This is a genomic window from Nocardia sp. NPDC006982 (genome assembly GCF_042869435.1).
GTDB lineage: Bacteria > Actinomycetota > Actinomycetes > Mycobacteriales > Mycobacteriaceae > Nocardia.
In genome coordinates, this window is sequence record NZ_JBIAFV010000013.1 from 96,397 (window position 1) to 112,588 (window position 16,192).

The following is a 16,192-nucleotide window of genomic DNA, read 5'->3' on the forward strand; positions in this document are numbered from 1 at the left end:
ATTCTGCCTCGCGTGCGCTGCTCGATTAACAAGCACGCGTGCTTGCTTTTTTCTGGACCGGGTGTGATGCTGGACTCCGGAACGCGGACTCCACCGGCGGCGCAACGCGGCGCGCCGGGACGGTTCGCCGCACAGGAGGGCCTTCCAGCTGATGAGTATGCTGGCCGCCGATCCGGAGCTGATCCGAATCGGCAACTGTTCCGGGTTCTACGGTGATCGGCTCAGCGCCATGCGGGAGATGCTCGAGGGCGGGCAGCTCGATGTGCTCACCGGGGACTATCTCGCCGAGTTGACCATGCTGATCCTCGGCCGGGACCGCATGAAGGATCCCAGCCTCGGCTATGCCAAGACCTTCGTCCGGCAGATCGAGGACTGCCTCGGGCTGGCGCTGGAACGCAATGTTCAGATCGTCACCAATGCGGGCGGTCTCAACCCGGCCGGGCTCGCGGAGAAGCTGCGCAAGGTTGCGGCGGATCTCGGACTGGATGCCAAGGTCGCGCATGTCGAGGGTGACGACCTGCTCAGTCGAGCGGGCGAACTCGGCCTCGGGTCACCTTTGACCGCGAATGCCTATCTCGGTGCCTGGGGCATCGTCGAATGTTTGAATGCGGGCGCGGATATCGTGGTCACCGGCCGGGTCACCGACGCTTCGGTGATCGTCGGCCCCGCAGCCGCTCACTTCGGTTGGGGGCGAACCGATTACGACCAGCTGGCCGGTGCGGTGGTGGCCGGACATGTCATCGAGTGCAGTACACAGGCCACCGGTGGTAACTTCGCGTTCTTCACCGAGCTGGCCGATCTCGGACGGCCCGGTTTTCCGATCGCCGAAGTGCGCAGGGATGGCAGCAGTGTCATCACGAAGCATCAGGGCACCGGCGGCGCGGTCACGGTGGATACCGTTGCGGCACAGTTGATGTACGAGATCCAGGGTGCGCGTTATGCGGGGCCGGATGTCACCACGCGGCTGGACACGATCGAGCTGAGTCAAGAAGGTCCGGATCGGGTGCTGATCAGCGGGGTGACCGGCGAAGCACCGCCGCCGCAGCTCAAGGTTTCGCTCAATACTCTCGGCGGTTTCCGCAATGAGATGGAGTTCGTGCTCACCGGACTCGATATCGAAGCGAAAGCCGAACTGGCGCAACGACAGCTGGAGTCCTGGCTGCCCGTGCGGCCTGCGGAGCTGACCTGGACGCTGGCGCGGCTCGACCGGCCCGACGCCGAAACCGAGGAGCAGGCAAGCGCTTTGCTGCGCTGTGTGGTTCGCGATCCGGATCCGAACAAGGTCGGCCGCTCGTTCTCCAATGTCGCGGTCGAGCTGGCGTTGGCCAGTTATCCGGGTACCAACTTCACCAGCCTGCCCGGCAATGGTTCGCCGTACGGCGTGTACACACCGGGATTCGTCGATGCCGCCGAGGTACCGCATGCGGCGGTGTTGCCGCAGGGCACGCGCGTCGATATCGCACCCGCGTCGGACACGCTGGAGTTGGCGAACGTGGCCGGACCGGAGCTGCCGGAGCCATTGTCCACCAACGGAACTCGCCGGGCACCGCTGGGCACGATTGCGCTGGCCCGCAGCGGCGATAAGGGCGGCAATGCGAATATCGGCGTGTGGGTTCGCACCGATGAGCAGTGGCGCTGGCTTGCGCATACGCTGACTGTGGAGCGGATCAAGGAACTGCTGCCCGAGGCCGCACCGCTGACCGTCACCCGGCACGTACTGCCGAATCTGCGTGCCGTGAACTTCATCATCGAGGGTCTGCTCGGACAGGGTGTGGCCTACCAGGCCCGCTTCGATCCGCAGGCCAAGGGGCTCGGCGAATGGCTGCGCTCGCGTCATGTTGATATCCCATTGGAGTTGCTATGAGTCCGTGGAATACGCCGGAACGGCGCGAATTGCGCGCCACCGTAAGGGGTTTCGCCGACCGCGAGGTTCTTCCGTACCTCGACGCCTGGGAGCGCGACGGCGAGATCCCGCGCGAACTGCACAAGAAGGCCGGAGCGCTCGGACTGCTCGGCATCCAATTCCCGGAATCCGCAGGCGGTTCCGGCGGTGACGGTATCGACGCCATGATCGTCTGCGAGGAAATGCATCAGGCCGGTTGCTCCGGCGGCCTGTTCGCCTCGCTGTTCACCTGCGGTATCGCGGTGCCGCACATTATCGCCTCGGGCAATGAAGACCTGATCGAACGCTTCGCACGCCCGACACTGGCCGGGGAGAAGATCGGCTCGCTCGCCATTACCGAACCCGGCGGCGGCTCCGATGTCGGCCACCTCACCACCACCGCGCGCCGCGATGGCGACCACTACATCGTCAATGGAGCCAAGACCTACATCACCTCGGGTGTGCGCGCTGATTTCGTGGTGACCGCCGTGCGCACGGGCGGCCCCGGCTCCGGCGGCATTTCGCTGCTGGTGGTGGAGAAGGGTACGCCGGGCTTCACGGTCAGCCGCAAGCTCGACAAGATGGGCTGGCTGGCCTCCGATACCGCCGAACTGTCCTATGTGGATGTCCGGGTGCCGGTGGAGAATCTGGTCGGACCGGAGAATTCCGGCTTCTATCAGATCGCCGGTGCGTTCGTCAGCGAGCGGGTCGGGCTCGCGGTGCAGGCGTATTCGCAGGCCCAGCGCTGCCTGGACCTGACCCTGGACTGGGTGCGTAACCGCGAGACCTTCGGCCGCCCGCTGATCAGCAGGCAGGCCGTGCAGAACACCGTGACCGAAATGGCCCGCCGCATCGACGTGGCCCGCGTCTACACCCGAGATGTGGTGCAGCGCAGCGCCGATGGCGAAACCGATCTGATCGCCGAGGTCTGCTTCGCCAAGAACACCGCCGTGGAGGCGGGCGAATGGGTGGCAAATCAGGCGGTGCAACTGTTCGGCGGCCTCGGCTATATGCGCGAATCCGAGGTCGAGCGGCAGTACCGCGATATCCGCATTCTCGGCATCGGCGGTGGCACAACGGAAATCCTGACCGGACTGGCGGCGAAACGATTGGGGTACCAGTCTTGACGACACTACGCACCACACTCGATACCGCATCGCCGGAGTACGCGGCCGCGGCCGAGGCCATGACCAGCAAACTCACCGAGGTGGAGGCCGAATTCGCCAAGGCCATAGCGGGCGGTGGCCCGGATAAGCTGGCCCGGCATCGCAAGCGCGGCAAGCTGACCGCGCGCGAGCGCATCGAACTGCTCATCGACGAGGATTCGCCATTCCTGGAACTGTGCCCACTTGCCGCGTGGGGCAGCGACTTCCACGTCGGGGCGAGCGTGGTGTGCGGTATCGGCATTGTCGAAGGCGTCGAATGCATGATCGTCGCGCCGGATCCCACGGTGCGCGGCGGCACCTCGAATCCGTGGACGCTGCGCAAGAACCTGCGCATGAACGACATCGTCATGCAGAACCGGCTACCGGTGATCGGACTCGTCGAATCCGGCGGCGCGGATCTGCCGACGCAGAAGGAAGTCTTCGTACCCGGCGGTCGGATGTTCCGCGACCTCACCAGGGCATCGGCGGCCGGAATCCCCACCATCGCTTTGGTTTTCGGCAATTCGACCGCAGGCGGTGCCTACATCCCCGGTATGTCCGACTACACGGTGATGATCAAGGAGCGCTCCAAGGTATTCCTCGGCGGACCACCGCTGGTCAAGATGGCCACCGGTGAGGAATCCGATGACGAATCGCTCGGCGGCGCGGATATGCACGCGCGCGTCTCGGGTCTGGCCGATTATCTCGCGGTCGACGAGCAGGATGCGATCCGCATCGGCCGCTCGATTATCAAGCGCCTGAACTGGAAGAAGCAGGGTCCGGCACCGCGCGCGGAGGTGATCGAGCCGCTGTACGACCAGGAGGATCTGCTCGGCATCGTCCCGTCCGATCTGAAGATTCCGTTCGATCCGCGCGAGGTGATCGCCCGCGTCGTCGACGGCTCCGATTTCGACGAATTCAAGCCGCTGTACGGCAGCAGCCTGGTTACCGGATGGGCGGAACTGCACGGTTATCCGGTCGGCATTCTGGCCAATGCGCGCGGCGTGCTGTTCTCGGAGGAGTCGCAGAAGGCGACCCAGTTCATCCAGCTGGCCAACCAGTCGAATACGCCACTGCTGTTCCTGCACAACACCACCGGCTACATGGTCGGCAAGGAGTTCGAGCAGAAGGGCATCATCAAACACGGCGCGATGATGATCAATGCGGTCTCGAATTCGAAGGTGCCGCATATTTCGCTGCTGATGGGCGCGTCCTATGGTGCGGGCCATTACGGCATGTGCGGTCGCGCATACGATCCACGGTTCGTCTTCGCTTGGCCCAGTGCGAAATCCGCCGTCATGGGCGGCGCGCAGTTGGCCGGTGTGATCTCGATCGTGGGCCGGGCGGCCGCCGAGTCCAAGGGCATTCCGTTCGACGAGGAGGCCGATGCCGGGATGCGAGCGATGGTGGAGGCGCAGATCGAGGCCGAATCGCTGCCGATGTTCATGTCGGGGCGGCTGTACGACGACGGTGTGATCGACCCCCGTGATACCCGCACGGTATTGGGAATGGCGTTGTCGGCCATTCACAATGCCCCAGTCAAGGGCGCCGACGGCTTCGGCGTCTTCCGGATGTGAGGGAAAATGACTGCATCGCGTAGCGATTCGATGAGGGGCGGCGGTCGGGTGACGGGTGGGCCTTTCACGAATGTTCTTGTGGCCAACCGTGGTGAGATCGCCCGCCGGGTTTTCGCGACCTGTCGTCGCATGGGGATCGGCACGGTGGCGGTCTATTCCGATGCGGATGCCGCTGCGCCGCATGTCGTAGAAGCCGACGCGGCGGTACGCCTTCCGGGCAATACCCCGGCCGAGACCTACCTGCGCGGCGAGCTGATCATCGAGGCCGCCCTGGCAACCGGTGCCGACGCCATCCATCCCGGTTACGGATTCCTTTCCGAGAATGCGGAATTCGCACGCGCTGTACTGGCGGCCGGACTGGTGTGGATCGGCCCGCCGGTCGAGGCCATCGAGCAGATGGGTTCGAAGGTCGCATCCAAGAAGATGATGGACGCGGCCGGAGTGCCGGTACTCGCCGAACTCGATCCCGACGAGGTCACCGCGGCACAGCTGCCAGTGCTGATCAAGGCTTCCGCCGGTGGTGGCGGGCGCGGCATGCGGGTGGTGCGCGAACTCGCCGATCTGGAACCGCAGATCGCCGCCGCGCGCCGGGAAGCCGAATCGGCATTCGGTGATCCGACGGTGTTCTGCGAGCGGTACCTGGAGACCGGCAGACATATCGAGGTCCAGGTCATGGCCGATACCCACGGCACCATCTGGGCCGTCGGCGAACGGGAATGCTCCATTCAGCGCCGCCACCAGAAGGTGGTCGAGGAGGCGCCGTCGCCGCTGGTCGAGCGGATCGACGCCATGCGCGCGTCAAGCCCGGAGGCGGTAGCCGAGCGTGACTACGCAGGGCCCGCGCGCGTGGCCGATGGACAGAGCATGCGCGAGCGGCTGTTCGAGGCGGCCAGGCTGGCGGCCGGTGCGATCGGCTACACCGGTGCCGGGACCGTGGAATTCCTCGCCGACGAGGCGGGCGACTTCTTCTTCCTGGAGATGAATACCCGTCTGCAGGTGGAACATCCGGTCACCGAATGCACCACCGGACTGGATCTGGTGCGGACTCAGCTGGAGGTCGCGGCGGGCGGCGAGTTGGCTGCCGCGCCGCCGCCGCTGCGTGGGCACTCGATCGAGGTGCGGCTGTATGCCGAGGATCCCGCGAACGAGTGGCAGCCGCAGAGCGGGACGGTGCATTGTCTCGATATCCCTTCGGTGGTAACCGAATTCGATGTTCTCGATCGACCAGGCGTGCGTCTGGATACCGGTGTGGTGGACGGTTCGGTCGTCGGTGTGCACTACGACCCGATGCTCGCGAAGGTCATCTCCTACGCCGAGACGCGCGGCGATGCGGCACGGCTGTTGGCAACGGCCTTGCAGCGGGCCAAGATTCACGGTCTGGTGACCAACCGCGATCTGCTGGTGCGGCTGCTGCGGCATCCGGCATTCCTGGCCGGAGACACCGATACCGCATTCTTCGAAACGCACGGATTGGACTCGCTCTCCGCACCTTTGGCAACCGAAGCCGATGAGGCATTGTCCATCGTCGCCGCTGCGCTCGCGGATGCTGCGGCGAACCGGAAGGCGGCCAGGGTCGGCGGCGGGCTGCCCGCGGGTTGGCGGAATCTGCCGTCGCAGTCACAGCACAAGTCGTACGAAAGTCGCACCAGCGGGACACATGACATCGGTTACCGCTTCACCCGAACCGGTGTCGCGGTGGACGGTCACGATGGACTCGAATTGGTGCAGGCGGAGCCCGAGCGTGTCGTACTCGCGGTTCCGGGCGAACGCGGCCTGGTGCGTAGGCAATTCGACATCGCCCGCTACGGCGAACTGGTCTGCGTGGATTCCCCGCTCGGGCCGGTATCGGTACGCAGACTGCCGCGCTTCAGCGACCCGGCCGATCAGGTCGCGCACGGTTCACTGCTCGCACCCATGCCGGGCAGCGTGATTCGCATCGGTGCCGAGGTCGGCAGCGCCGTCGAACAGGGCCAGCCGATTCTGTGGCTGGAGGCCATGAAGATGGAGCACACCATCTCCGCGCCCGCCGCAGGCGTGCTCAGCGCCCTCAATGTCACCGTCGGCCAGCAGGTCGATGTCGGCGCCGTGCTCGCCGTCGTCGATCCCACCGAATCCCAGGAGAACTGATGAGCTTTATCGAAACCGAAGAGCAGAAGGCGTTACGGGCCGCGGTCGCTGGGCTCGCCGCGAAGTACAGCTTCCGCGATTACGTGCTGCCGAAGGCACGCAAGAACGAACCGCTCACCGAATTGTGGGATGAGGCAGGCAAACTCGGGTTCCTCGGCGTGAATCTGCCGGAGGAGTTCGGCGGCGGTGGCGCGGGCATGTACGAACTCGCGCTGGTCATGGAAGAGCTGTCCGCGCAGGGCGCTGGCCTGCTGCTGATGGTGGTCTCACCGGCCATCTGCGGCACCATCATCACCAAATACGGCACCGATGAGCAGAAGCAGCAGTGGCTGCCCAAACTCGCCGATGGCACCGCCAAGATGGTCTTCGGCATCACCGAACCCGACGCGGGCTCGAACTCGCACCAGATCACCACCACCGCGCGTCGTGACGGCGACGACTGGATCCTCAACGGCCGCAAGATCTTCATTTCCGGCGTGGACCAGGCCGAGGCCGTGCTCATCGTGTCGCGCACCGAGGACCACAAGACCGGCAAGCTCAAGCCCGCGCTGTTCATCGTGCCCACCGATGCCCCCGGCTTCGTCAAGACGCCGCAGGAAATGGACATCATCGAGCCGGACCACCAGTTCACACTGTTCCTCGATGACGTGCGCCTGCCGTCGGATGCCTTGGTAGGTAAGGAAGATGCCGCACTCATGCAGCTGTTCGCGGGCCTCAACCCGGAGCGCATCATGGGCGCGGCCATGGCCGTCGGCATGGGGCGTTATGCCATCGACCGTGCCGTCGAATACGCCAAGGAACGCACCGTGTGGAAGACGCCGATCGGTGCGCACCAAGGCATTTCGCATCCGCTCGCCGCGGTGAAGGTCGAAGTGGAGCTGGCCAGGCTGATGATGCAGAAGGCCGCGACGCTCTACGACGCGGGCGATGAGATGGGTGCGGCCGAGGCCGCGAATATAGCGAAATACGCTGCGGCGGAAGCCAGTATCAAGGCGCTCGATCAGGCCATCCAGACCCACGGCGGCGCGGGCCTCACCAAGGAATACGGCCTCGCCGCTATGCTCGCCGCGGCCCGCATCGGCCGCATCGCGCCGGTCAGCCGGGAGATGGTGCTCAACTTTGTCGCCCAGTACTCCCTCGGCCTGCCCAAGTCGTACTAGAGGAGGCTCGATGACCGAAACGTCTACCGCTCCGTACGTGCGGTATGAGGTGCGCGGCGGGTTCGCCACGCTGACCCTGGATTCGCCGCACAACCGCAACGCGCTGTCGTCGCGGTTGGTCGCCGAGTTGCTTCAGGGCCTCGACGATGCCGCGGCGGATCCCGCCGTCCGCGGCATCGTGCTCGCGCACACCGGCAATACCTTCTGCGCGGGCGCGGACCTCACCGAGGCCAGCAATGCCGATCCGGCGGTGGCCGCCGATGAGCGCACCCGGGTGATGATCGGCGTACTGCGCAGACTCGTCGAAACACCGAAGCCGATCATTGCGCGGATCGACGGCAATGTGCGCGCGGGCGGCATGGGTATCGTCGCGGCCTGTGACATCGTCGTCGCCGGTCCCGGCAGCAGTTTCGCACTCACCGAGGTGCGAATCGGATTGGCGCCGTTCATGATTTCGCTGACTCTGCTGCCGCGGCTGAGCCCGCGCGCGGCAAGTCGCTACTACCTCACCGGCGAGAAGTTCGGCGCGGATATCGCTGAGCAGATCGGTCTGGTAACCATCACCGCCGACGATCCGGCGGCCGAGGTTACCCGGCTGTGCGCGGAGCTGCGCAAGGGGTCCCCGCAGGGGCTCGCCGAGGCCAAGCGACTGGTCAACGCGGGCATCCTGGCCGAGTTCGACAGCTCCGCCGAGGAGCTCGCCACCCGCTCGGCGAGCTTCTTCGGCACACCCGAGGTGCACGAGGGCATGCTGGCCTTTTTGCAGCGCCGTCCACCGAGCTGGGCAGAATAGCGCCATGGCAGCGATCTCCAGGCCCCCAGTGGCGCCGCACGAACCCAAGCAGGACCGCAGCCGGGCCACCCGGCAGCGCCTGCTCGAGGCGACCATCGATTGCCTGGCCGAAATGGGCTGGGCGGCGGCCACGGTCTCGGTCGTCGCGGAACGCGCAGGGGTGTCACGGGGCGCTGCCCAGCATCACTTCCCGACCAGGGAAGACCTGATCACGGCCGCACTCGAGTACATGTTCGACACCCGCACCCAGCAGGCCAAGGACGAGGCGAAGTCGGTGGCCGCGCTGGCCGAGGGGGTCGAACGCACCGAGGCGGTGGTGGCGGGGTTGGTCGAATCCTTCACCAGCCCGCTGTTCAAGGCGGCGCTACAGGTGTGGACGCATGCGGCCGCCGATCCCGCGCTGCGGGAGCGAATTGTGCCGCTGGAAGCCAAATTCGGGCGCAGATCGCATCGGCGGGCAGTGGAGGCGCTCGGCGTCGACGACGCCGATCCGGTTGCCCATCACCTCGTTCAGGCGACGCTGGATATGGCGCGCGGACTCGGGCTGGCCGATGTCCTGACCGATGACTCGGCGCGCCGCAAGCAGATCGTCTCCCAATGGGCGGCGACGCTGCACGCCGCACTGCACGCCCCACGGTCCTGACGCCCGGCGGCGCTGAGCTGCCGGGCCGGAGCTGGTTTGCTGGGCGGGGCTGACTGAGTTGCCGGGTAGGGCTGAGTTGCCGGGCAGGGCCGATTCGTTGGGAGCGCTAGGCGTGAGCCGCTAGTCCTGGTTCGAATCCTTCGCCGGCGACACATGCCGGAACCAGGCGGCCGTCTCGTCCGCGGTGAGCACCCGCTCCAGCGTCAGGTCACCGACCATATGCGGGAAGAAGCGTCCCGCGGGCCAAGTGCGTTGGTACGGCGGCGGATCCAGCACCAGCAGGCGGGTGCCGTCGACCACCGGAATATCGGAAGGCGTGCCCTCGTTCCAGATCCAGCTGCCGTCCGGCGCAACCAGATTGAACGATCCGGTGGTGTGCACCATGCCGGGCATATCGCGGCACATGGCGACCGCCTCCGCCGCCGGTGCCTCACCCGGAATATGTCCGCCGCCGATGAGGGCGTGGGCGACCAGGGTGTGCAATTGGAAGTTGTCGCCGATGCCGGTCATTCGCATGGCGTAGCCGGTGCCGGTCTCACGGTGCAGCACGATGACCGGCTCGTCGTCCAGCACGATCAGCGCATAACCGAGGCATTTGTCCCACCGGTCGGAGATTTCGCCGAGTGCGTCGTGCCGCTCCCGGATGATCTCGCGGCCGGAGTGTCCGAACTTCTGTCGAACTTCCCTGTGCTGCAACATGGCCAGACCCGCACGGCTCCAGAGGTCCAGCGTCCACCACGCCAGCGTCTGGTCGAATCCGAAGATTTCGAACAGGTCCGGGTCCAGCTCGAACTGTTCGGGGTCGGGCACGTCGACGCCATCGGCCGCCGCCGTCCACTTTTCGGCGAATTCCTTTGCGCCGCCGAGTGTTATCGCGAGATTCGCCAGCACGCCGGGTGCGCAAGCCACAGGATCCGCACCGCCCTCGACGCACGCGCCGATGAGGACCGCGATATTCGCTCGCGGTCCCGTCGGCACATCGGGTAGCAGCTCGGCGAGCCGCTTCCCGCCCTGCGCAAGCTCGTCCGGAGTCGCTGATTGGTAGCAGCGATGCAGTTCCGAGTGAGCTTGCTGCTGAGCCTGCGAGTCCTGCGCGTGCACCGCGCTCTCGAAATCGAATACGGCGTCGATGAATCGATCGGTGGTCGAACGCATACGCGCACGCTAACAGCTTGCCACTAAAGGGAATTCGCTGTCAGCAGAGTCCCGCCTGCTGCATGTGGCCCTCGTCGACCGCGTAGGAGGTGGAACCGATGAGGACGCCGAGGAGCCCACCGATGACCAGTCCCGGAATCGCGCCGACAAAGAAAAGGGGCAGGCCCGCGATACCGCCGATGGTGGCGCCGACCAGACCGCCGACCAGTGTCCTGACTTCGATGGTGTCGCCCGGCGCCAGGCACTGCCCGATGAGGTCGGCCTGCGGAGTCGGTTCGGCTGCCGCGGCGATCGGCGCGGTCGCGACCGGTGCGGTCGGTTGAGGCGCTTCACCCGGTGCGGCCGACGCGGTCGAGGCGAAGCCGACGGTGAGCGCGATGGCGACGAGTGCGCCGATGACGGTTAGGACGAATCTCGAAATGCTTCTCACGTTTTTCCTGATGGTCGGAGTTGGCGCAACTGGATCATCATTCCCGGAGTTCGCGGCGTGCGAAAGGGTTTCGAATGAATGCCACATTAAGAGGATTTCGAGGAAGCAGGTAAAGGGATCTCGAGGAACGGTCCGAAACGGCATGTCACACTCGCGCGCCCTGCGTCGTCCTCACTGTGAAAGCGGAACAGCGCAGCGAAAACAGGAGCGGGAATCATGTCGAATACCAAGAAGATCGCGGTTGCCGGAGCGACCGGACGGCTCGGCCGCCACGTCGTGGACGTGCTGAACGAGCAGGGGCACGAGGTCGTCGCATTCTCCCGGGCCAACGGTGTGGACATCGAGACCGGCGTCGGGCTCGTGGAAGCGCTCGACGGTGTGGATGTCGTCATCGACGCGTCCAGCACGCCGTCCGCGGACCAGACCATCGCGACCGAATTCTTCCGGGCCGCGGCGCGCAACCTGCACGAGGCGGGGCGGAAGGCCGGTGTCGAGCGGTTGGTCGTGGTGTCCATCATCGGCATCGATGGATCGCTCGCCGGATACAACGCCGCGAAGCTGGCGCATGAGGCCGCGCTGCTGGAAGGGCCGCTGCCGGTGCAGATTCTGCGGGCCGCGCAGTTCCACGAGTTGGTCGAGGTGATGATGCAGTGGGGGACCCAGGGCGAGGTTGCCTACCTGCCGAAGATGCGCACCCAGTTGGTCGCCGCACGTGCGGTGGCCGAGGCGCTGGTGGAGTTGGCGGTGCATCCCGCGCCGGAGTCGTTCGACGGGCCGTTCCCCGAGATCGCGGGTCCGCAGCCGGAGACCATGGCGGGTGCGGCCGGCCTGCTCGCGGCGAAGCTCGGTGCGCCTGCCCAGGTGATCGAGTCGAGTGATGAGGCGAACCCGGATCGTGAGCAGTTCGAGAACGGTGGCCTGCTGCCGGGTGCGCACGCGAAGTTGGCGGGTCCGACGTTCGCCGAGTGGCTCGAAACGACGTACGCCTGACCCAAAGCAATCGCCCGGGGCACACGCACCGGGCGAATTGCTTTGCGCGCCGGCCCCGCACTGGTTGTCGGGATCCGGACCCGATGCGGTTTCCCACAGGGGTGCGGATCCCGACACAGTGGATCAGTGGGCGGCGGTCAGGTCGTACAGGGTGATGCCGTCGACTTCGGCCGCGGTGAAATTCTCTTCCACCCACTTGCTGATCTCGCTGCTGGTGCCGGAGCGGCCGAAACCGAAACCGCCATCCTCGCCGCCGCGACTGCCACTGCCGATGAAGTAGTGGATCTTTCCGTCGGCGACATACTGCTTGAACTGATCCAAGGTCGGCGAGGGATCGCTGCCGTTGAAGCCGCCGACCGGCATGACCGGCAGTTCGGTGGCCAGCTGGAAGCCGGCGGCACTGTTGGAGCCGGTGGCCGCGGCGACCCAGGTGTAGTCGGAGCCATTGTTTTCCAATAGCGTGATGACCTTCTCGCTCGGCCTGCTCGCGCCGAGCAGACCACCGGCGGGGCCGCCCATCATCGGATTGCCCGCGGCCTCGTTGCTGCCTTGCATGTTGGCTTCTCGACCCTGAGCGCCATTCGTATTGCGGCCGTCAGTGCTTCGTCCACCGGGCATACCGCCGCCGGGACCGCCTGGCCCCCCGAAGCCGCCTGGGCCACCGAAGCCGCCCTCGTCGCCGGGACGATGCCCGAACATCCCGAACATCCCGACATTCGGTCCGGCCGACGGGATCCCGCCCTCGTGTCCGGTCGAAACGGTCTGGGCGGAATACGCGACGGGCCCGGCGAATCCGGTGAATGCGGCGGCCAATGCCGCGACCAGTGCCACCTTCCGCGGTGCGGGCAGCAGTACCGCGATGGTCGCGAGCACACCGACCACCAGCACCGCCCAGCGCAACCACGGCACGAAGCTCGAGCTGCGCGACAACAACATCCATGACGTCGCGGTGGTCAGGCCGACCGCGAGCCCCGCGAACAACCGGACCCACAGCCGGTGCCGATCCCGCCACAGCTGCACCGCGCCGATACCGACCAATGCGGCGACCGCCGGAGCCAGCGCCACCGTGTAGTACTGGTGGAAGATGCCCGCCATGAAGCTGAAGGTCAACCCGGTCACCAGCAGCCAACCGCCCCACAGGATCAGCGCCGCGCGCCTTCCATCGGCGCGAGCAGCCTTGCCGCGCAACAGAATTCCCGCTACCAGTGCGACCAATGCGGCGGGGATGAGCCAGGCGATCTGACCGCCCTGCGCCGGTTCGAACATCCGGGTGATGCCGGTGCTGCCCCACATGCCGCCACCGCCGCCGCCGCCACCGCGCGGCATATCGCCACCACCAGGGATGACGCTGCCGTGTTCATTGCCGTTCAAACGACCGAGACCGTTGTAGCCGAGAGTGAGTTCAACAATGGAATTGTTTTGCGACCCACCGATCCACGGTCGCGAAGAAGCCGGCCAGAGTTCGACCGCGAGCAGCCACCAGCCGGCCGCGACGATCATCGACAAGCCCGCCGCGAGCAGCTGCAGGATCCGCTTGCCGAGTTTGGGCGGACCGGCGAACAGATAGGTCAGCGCCAGTGTCGGCACTACCAGCAGCACCTGCAACTGCTTGGTGAGGAATCCGAATCCGATGAAGACGCCGGTGAGTACCAGCCAGCGGGTGCGCCCGTCCTCGACCGCCCTGGTCATCGCCCAGGCCGCCGCGATCATCAGGAATACCAGCAGCGCATCCGGGTTGTTGAACCGGAACATCAGTGCGGCGACGGGTGTCACCGCGAGCGCCAGTCCGGCGATGAGCCCGGCCGCCGGGCCGAAGGGCCTGCGCACCGTCGCCCACACCAGCGCCACCGAGGCGACGCCGAGCAGGACTTCCGGAACCAGGATGCTCCAGGAATTCAGTCCGAACGCCCGCACCGACAGTTCCATAAGCCACAGTGAGGCCGGTGGTTTATCGACGGTGATCGAGTTGGCCGCATCCGAGGAGCCGAAGAAGAAGGCCTTCCAGGACTCCGAACCCGCCTGTACCGCGGCGGAATAGAAGGAATTCGCCCACCCGCTGGCACTGAGGTTGCACAGGTAGGCGATTCCGGTGCCGAGCAGCAGTACCGCCAATGCCGGGTATTCCCAGCCGCTCTCGCGCTCGGGGCGCGCCTGCGGCGGTACCGCTGTCGACGGTGGCGTGAGCGTAGCCGTCACTGCTGTCCGCCCTCGGTGACCAGTGCCGTGCGGGTGGCGGTCGGGTTACGGAAGACCCAGCGCAGGCCGACGAATCGGATCAGCGTGGCAATGAGATTGGCGACCACGAGTACGAACAATTCCAGATGAACGGCGGCGTCGGGTGCCCAACGGTGCAGGGCGAACAACGATCCGCTGGTGACCAATAAGCCGAAGCCGAAGATCAGCAGGCCTTGGAATTGGTGTGACACAACGCCATTCGACCCACGCACCCCGAAGGTGAAGGCGCGGTTGGCGGCGGTATTGCCGACCGCGGTGATCAGCAGCGCGACGAAGTTCGCGACCTGCGCGCCGGTCATGGGCTGCAACACCAGGTACAGCAGCATATAAGCGAGCGTGGAGATGACGCCGACTATCGCGAACCGCACCACCTGCCCGACCATCCCCAACGGCACACCGGGAACCAGTGGTTCACGACCGACCGAGCGACGCAGCTCGTCCAACGGCAGCGCACCGGTCGTCAGTCCGCGCAGCAGTCGCCACACGCCGAGCAGATCCTTGCGCGCGGTATCGATGATGTCGACGCGGCTGTCCGGATCGTCGATCCAGTCGACCGGCACCTCGTGGATGCGCAGCCCGGCCCGCTCGGCGAGTACCAAGAGCTCGGTGTCGAAGAACCATTCACCGTCCTCCACCAACGGCAGCAGCCGCCGCGCCACATCGGTGCGCATCGCCTTGAACCCGCACTGCGCATCCGAAAAGCGCGCCTGCAGTGAGGCTTTCAGAATCAGGTTGTAGCAGCGCGAGATGATTTCGCGCTTGGGTCCGCGCACGACTCGCGACGCCGCGTCGAGCCGGGTGCCGATGGCCAGATCGGAGTGGCCCGAGATCAGCGGCGCGACCAGGGGCAGCAGCGCATTGAGGTCGGTGGACAGATCCACGTCCATGTAGGCGACGACCTGGGCGTCGGAGTGCTCCCACACCGCGCGCAGTGCGCGGCCGCGGCCCTTGGCGTCGAGGTGCACGACCCGCACGTCATCGAGTTCATCGGCGAGCAACTGCGCGACCTGCATGGTGTCGTCGGTGCTCGCATTGTCGGCTACGGTGATCCGCGCCGGGAACGGGAACCCGTCGCGCAAGTAGGCGTGCAACCGCCGCACGCAGACACCCAGGTCGGCCTCTTCGTTGTAGACGGGGATCACGACGTCCAGCACGGGCGTGATCACCGTTTCGGTCATTTCCGCCCGGTGCGCGGCGGTCGTCGATTCGGTCATGGTGACTACCCTCGCGAACCGCGCTGGACCCTAGCTGGGCTCTACCTGTGAGGTTCCTGGGGACTGCGGCTACCGCACTCGCCGAATCCGTAACACGGTATCGGTACGCAGCCCCACCTGCCCCTCCGGCCACGTGACTTCCCGCTCGACCGCATCCTTGGTCTCCACGTTCCAGTCCGGCCCGAGAGCCAGCTCGTCGAGCACCTCATCCATCGTCGGAAAGTGCACGTCATGCCGATCCTCGACAAACGACGGCCATCCCGCATGCCCCGCAATCAACAAGACCCCGCCGACGCCCACCGCCTCGGCGGCCCGCCGCAGAACCTTCGTCCGCTCCTGGTCCTGCGCCACCGGCGAATGAAAGAACTGCGCCGAAACCAGATCGAACTCGCCGTCCGGAAACGATTGCGCCAGATCATGTTCCGCGAATGTGATGCGCTCCCCGACGCCCGCCTCGTCGGCATGTGCAGCCGCACGTCGCAGCGCTGTCGGGGACACATCGACCGCGGTCACGCGCCACCCCAGCCCCGCAAGCCAAACAGCGTCCGCGCCCTCACCGCATCCGAGGTCCAATGCGGTCCCCGGCTCGAGCTCCACGGCCTCCCGCACCAACAACGGATTGGGATTCCCGGTCCACACCTGATCCCGATCCTGATAGAACCCCTCCCAGAACTCCTGGGTGTTGCCAGAAGCGGTGCTCTCGGTCATGCGTCGTTCTCCCATCGAAGTCGCGTATCTCGGTCCATCGACCCTGTTCGCATGATGTACGCAGGGTCCGTGACAGCGCCAACTTTGTTGCCGTTTCGGCAACCGCGTCTACCTAGGTCGGGTGCAGGTATTG

General features: G+C 65.9%; 13 protein-coding genes. 8 read left to right on the forward strand and 5 right to left on the reverse strand.

The features are described 5' to 3' along the window. Nucleotides 1-151 precede the first annotated feature (151 nt). From ACFYOW_RS36325 to ACFYOW_RS36355, 7 genes are read left to right on the forward strand one after another with little or no spacing between them, the layout of a single operon-like run. Nucleotides 152-1,864, forward strand: a complete 1,713-nt coding sequence (locus ACFYOW_RS36325; RefSeq protein ID WP_387294576.1) for an acyclic terpene utilization AtuA family protein — start codon at nt 152-154, stop codon at nt 1,862-1,864. Then, nucleotides 1,861-3,009 (forward strand): acyl-CoA dehydrogenase family protein, encoded by a 1,149-nt coding sequence (locus ACFYOW_RS36330; protein ID WP_387294577.1) that lies wholly within the window; start codon nt 1,861-1,863, stop codon nt 3,007-3,009. The genes ACFYOW_RS36325 and ACFYOW_RS36330 overlap by 4 nt, the downstream gene beginning before the upstream one ends. Further along, nucleotides 3,006-4,604, forward strand: a complete 1,599-nt coding sequence (locus ACFYOW_RS36335; protein WP_387294578.1) for an acyl-CoA carboxylase subunit beta — start codon at nt 3,006-3,008, stop codon at nt 4,602-4,604. Before ACFYOW_RS36330 ends, ACFYOW_RS36335 begins: the two co-directional genes overlap by 4 nt. 6 nt (nt 4,605-4,610) lie before the next feature. Further along, on the forward strand, nt 4,611-6,731 hold the full coding sequence (locus tag ACFYOW_RS36340; RefSeq protein ID WP_387294579.1) for an acetyl/propionyl/methylcrotonyl-CoA carboxylase subunit alpha: 2,121 nt from the start codon (nt 4,611-4,613) through the stop codon (nt 6,729-6,731). Next, nucleotides 6,731-7,891 (forward strand): acyl-CoA dehydrogenase family protein, encoded by a 1,161-nt coding sequence (locus tag ACFYOW_RS36345; RefSeq protein ID WP_387294580.1) that lies wholly within the window; start codon nt 6,731-6,733, stop codon nt 7,889-7,891. The genes ACFYOW_RS36340 and ACFYOW_RS36345 overlap by 1 nt, the downstream gene beginning before the upstream one ends. Before the next feature lie 10 nt (nt 7,892-7,901). Beyond that, on the forward strand, nt 7,902-8,684 hold the full coding sequence (locus ACFYOW_RS36350; RefSeq protein WP_387294581.1) for an enoyl-CoA hydratase family protein: 783 nt from the start codon (nt 7,902-7,904) through the stop codon (nt 8,682-8,684). 4 nt (nt 8,685-8,688) lie between these two features. Beyond that, nucleotides 8,689-9,327: a TetR/AcrR family transcriptional regulator gene (locus tag ACFYOW_RS36355; RefSeq protein WP_387294582.1), complete on the forward strand. Its 639-nt coding sequence runs from the start codon at nt 8,689-8,691 to the stop codon at nt 9,325-9,327. Nucleotides 9,328-9,447: 120 nt separating this feature from the next. Here ACFYOW_RS36355 and ACFYOW_RS36360 read toward each other — a convergent pair whose 3' ends face one another. Both ACFYOW_RS36360 and ACFYOW_RS36365 read right to left on the reverse strand, forming a co-directional pair. After that, nucleotides 9,448-10,482 carry a hypothetical protein gene (locus tag ACFYOW_RS36360; protein WP_387294583.1) on the reverse strand — a complete coding sequence of 345 codons (1,035 nt, stop codon included), beginning with the start codon at nt 10,480-10,482 and terminating at the stop codon, nt 9,448-9,450. A 40-nt stretch (nt 10,483-10,522) separates the two neighbouring features. Further along, on the reverse strand, nt 10,523-10,912 hold the full coding sequence (locus ACFYOW_RS36365) for a hypothetical protein (protein WP_387294584.1): 390 nt from the start codon (nt 10,910-10,912) through the stop codon (nt 10,523-10,525). 216 nt (nt 10,913-11,128) lie between these two features. On the opposite strand from ACFYOW_RS36365, the gene ACFYOW_RS36370 reads away from it, so the two are divergent. After that, a complete protein-coding gene (locus ACFYOW_RS36370; protein WP_387294585.1) occupies nt 11,129-11,902 on the forward strand; it encodes an SDR family oxidoreductase in 774 nt (257 codons plus the stop codon). A gap of 123 nt (nt 11,903-12,025) precedes the next feature. On the opposite strand, the gene ACFYOW_RS36375 is transcribed toward ACFYOW_RS36370, so the two are convergent. From ACFYOW_RS36375 to ACFYOW_RS36385, 3 genes are all read right to left on the reverse strand, one after another. Then, nucleotides 12,026-14,098 (reverse strand): ArnT family glycosyltransferase, encoded by a 2,073-nt coding sequence (locus ACFYOW_RS36375; RefSeq protein ID WP_387294586.1) that lies wholly within the window; start codon nt 14,096-14,098, stop codon nt 12,026-12,028. Next, nucleotides 14,095-15,351, reverse strand: a complete 1,257-nt coding sequence (locus tag ACFYOW_RS36380; RefSeq protein WP_327094245.1) for a bifunctional glycosyltransferase family 2/GtrA family protein — start codon at nt 15,349-15,351, stop codon at nt 14,095-14,097. The genes ACFYOW_RS36375 and ACFYOW_RS36380 overlap by 4 nt, the downstream gene beginning before the upstream one ends. A gap of 69 nt (nt 15,352-15,420) precedes the next feature. Beyond that, nucleotides 15,421-16,059 (reverse strand): SAM-dependent methyltransferase, encoded by a 639-nt coding sequence (locus tag ACFYOW_RS36385; protein ID WP_387294587.1) that lies wholly within the window; start codon nt 16,057-16,059, stop codon nt 15,421-15,423. Nucleotides 16,060-16,192: the final 133 nt, after the last annotated feature.

What these genes read in the sequence shown, in the direction of transcription:
- ACFYOW_RS36350 (WP_387294581.1), top strand. Translation starts at nt 7,902, where the DNA reads ATGACCGAAACGTCTACCGCTCCGTACGTGCGGTATGAGGTGCGCGGC.
- ACFYOW_RS36380 (WP_327094245.1), bottom strand. Translation starts at nt 15,351, where the DNA reads ATGACCGAATCGACGACCGCCGCGCACCGGGCGGAAATGACCGAAACG.
- ACFYOW_RS36360 (WP_387294583.1), bottom strand. Translation starts at nt 10,482, where the DNA reads ATGCGTTCGACCACCGATCGATTCATCGACGCCGTATTCGATTTCGAG.
- ACFYOW_RS36345 (WP_387294580.1), top strand. Translation starts at nt 6,731, where the DNA reads ATGAGCTTTATCGAAACCGAAGAGCAGAAGGCGTTACGGGCCGCGGTC.
- ACFYOW_RS36370 (WP_387294585.1), top strand. Translation starts at nt 11,129, where the DNA reads ATGTCGAATACCAAGAAGATCGCGGTTGCCGGAGCGACCGGACGGCTC.
- ACFYOW_RS36340 (WP_387294579.1), top strand. Translation starts at nt 4,611, where the DNA reads ATGACTGCATCGCGTAGCGATTCGATGAGGGGCGGCGGTCGGGTGACG.
- ACFYOW_RS36385 (WP_387294587.1), bottom strand. Translation starts at nt 16,059, where the DNA reads ATGACCGAGAGCACCGCTTCTGGCAACACCCAGGAGTTCTGGGAGGGG.
- ACFYOW_RS36330 (WP_387294577.1), top strand. Translation starts at nt 1,861, where the DNA reads ATGAGTCCGTGGAATACGCCGGAACGGCGCGAATTGCGCGCCACCGTA.
- ACFYOW_RS36355 (WP_387294582.1), top strand. Translation starts at nt 8,689, where the DNA reads ATGGCAGCGATCTCCAGGCCCCCAGTGGCGCCGCACGAACCCAAGCAG.
- ACFYOW_RS36325 (WP_387294576.1), top strand. Translation starts at nt 152, where the DNA reads ATGAGTATGCTGGCCGCCGATCCGGAGCTGATCCGAATCGGCAACTGT.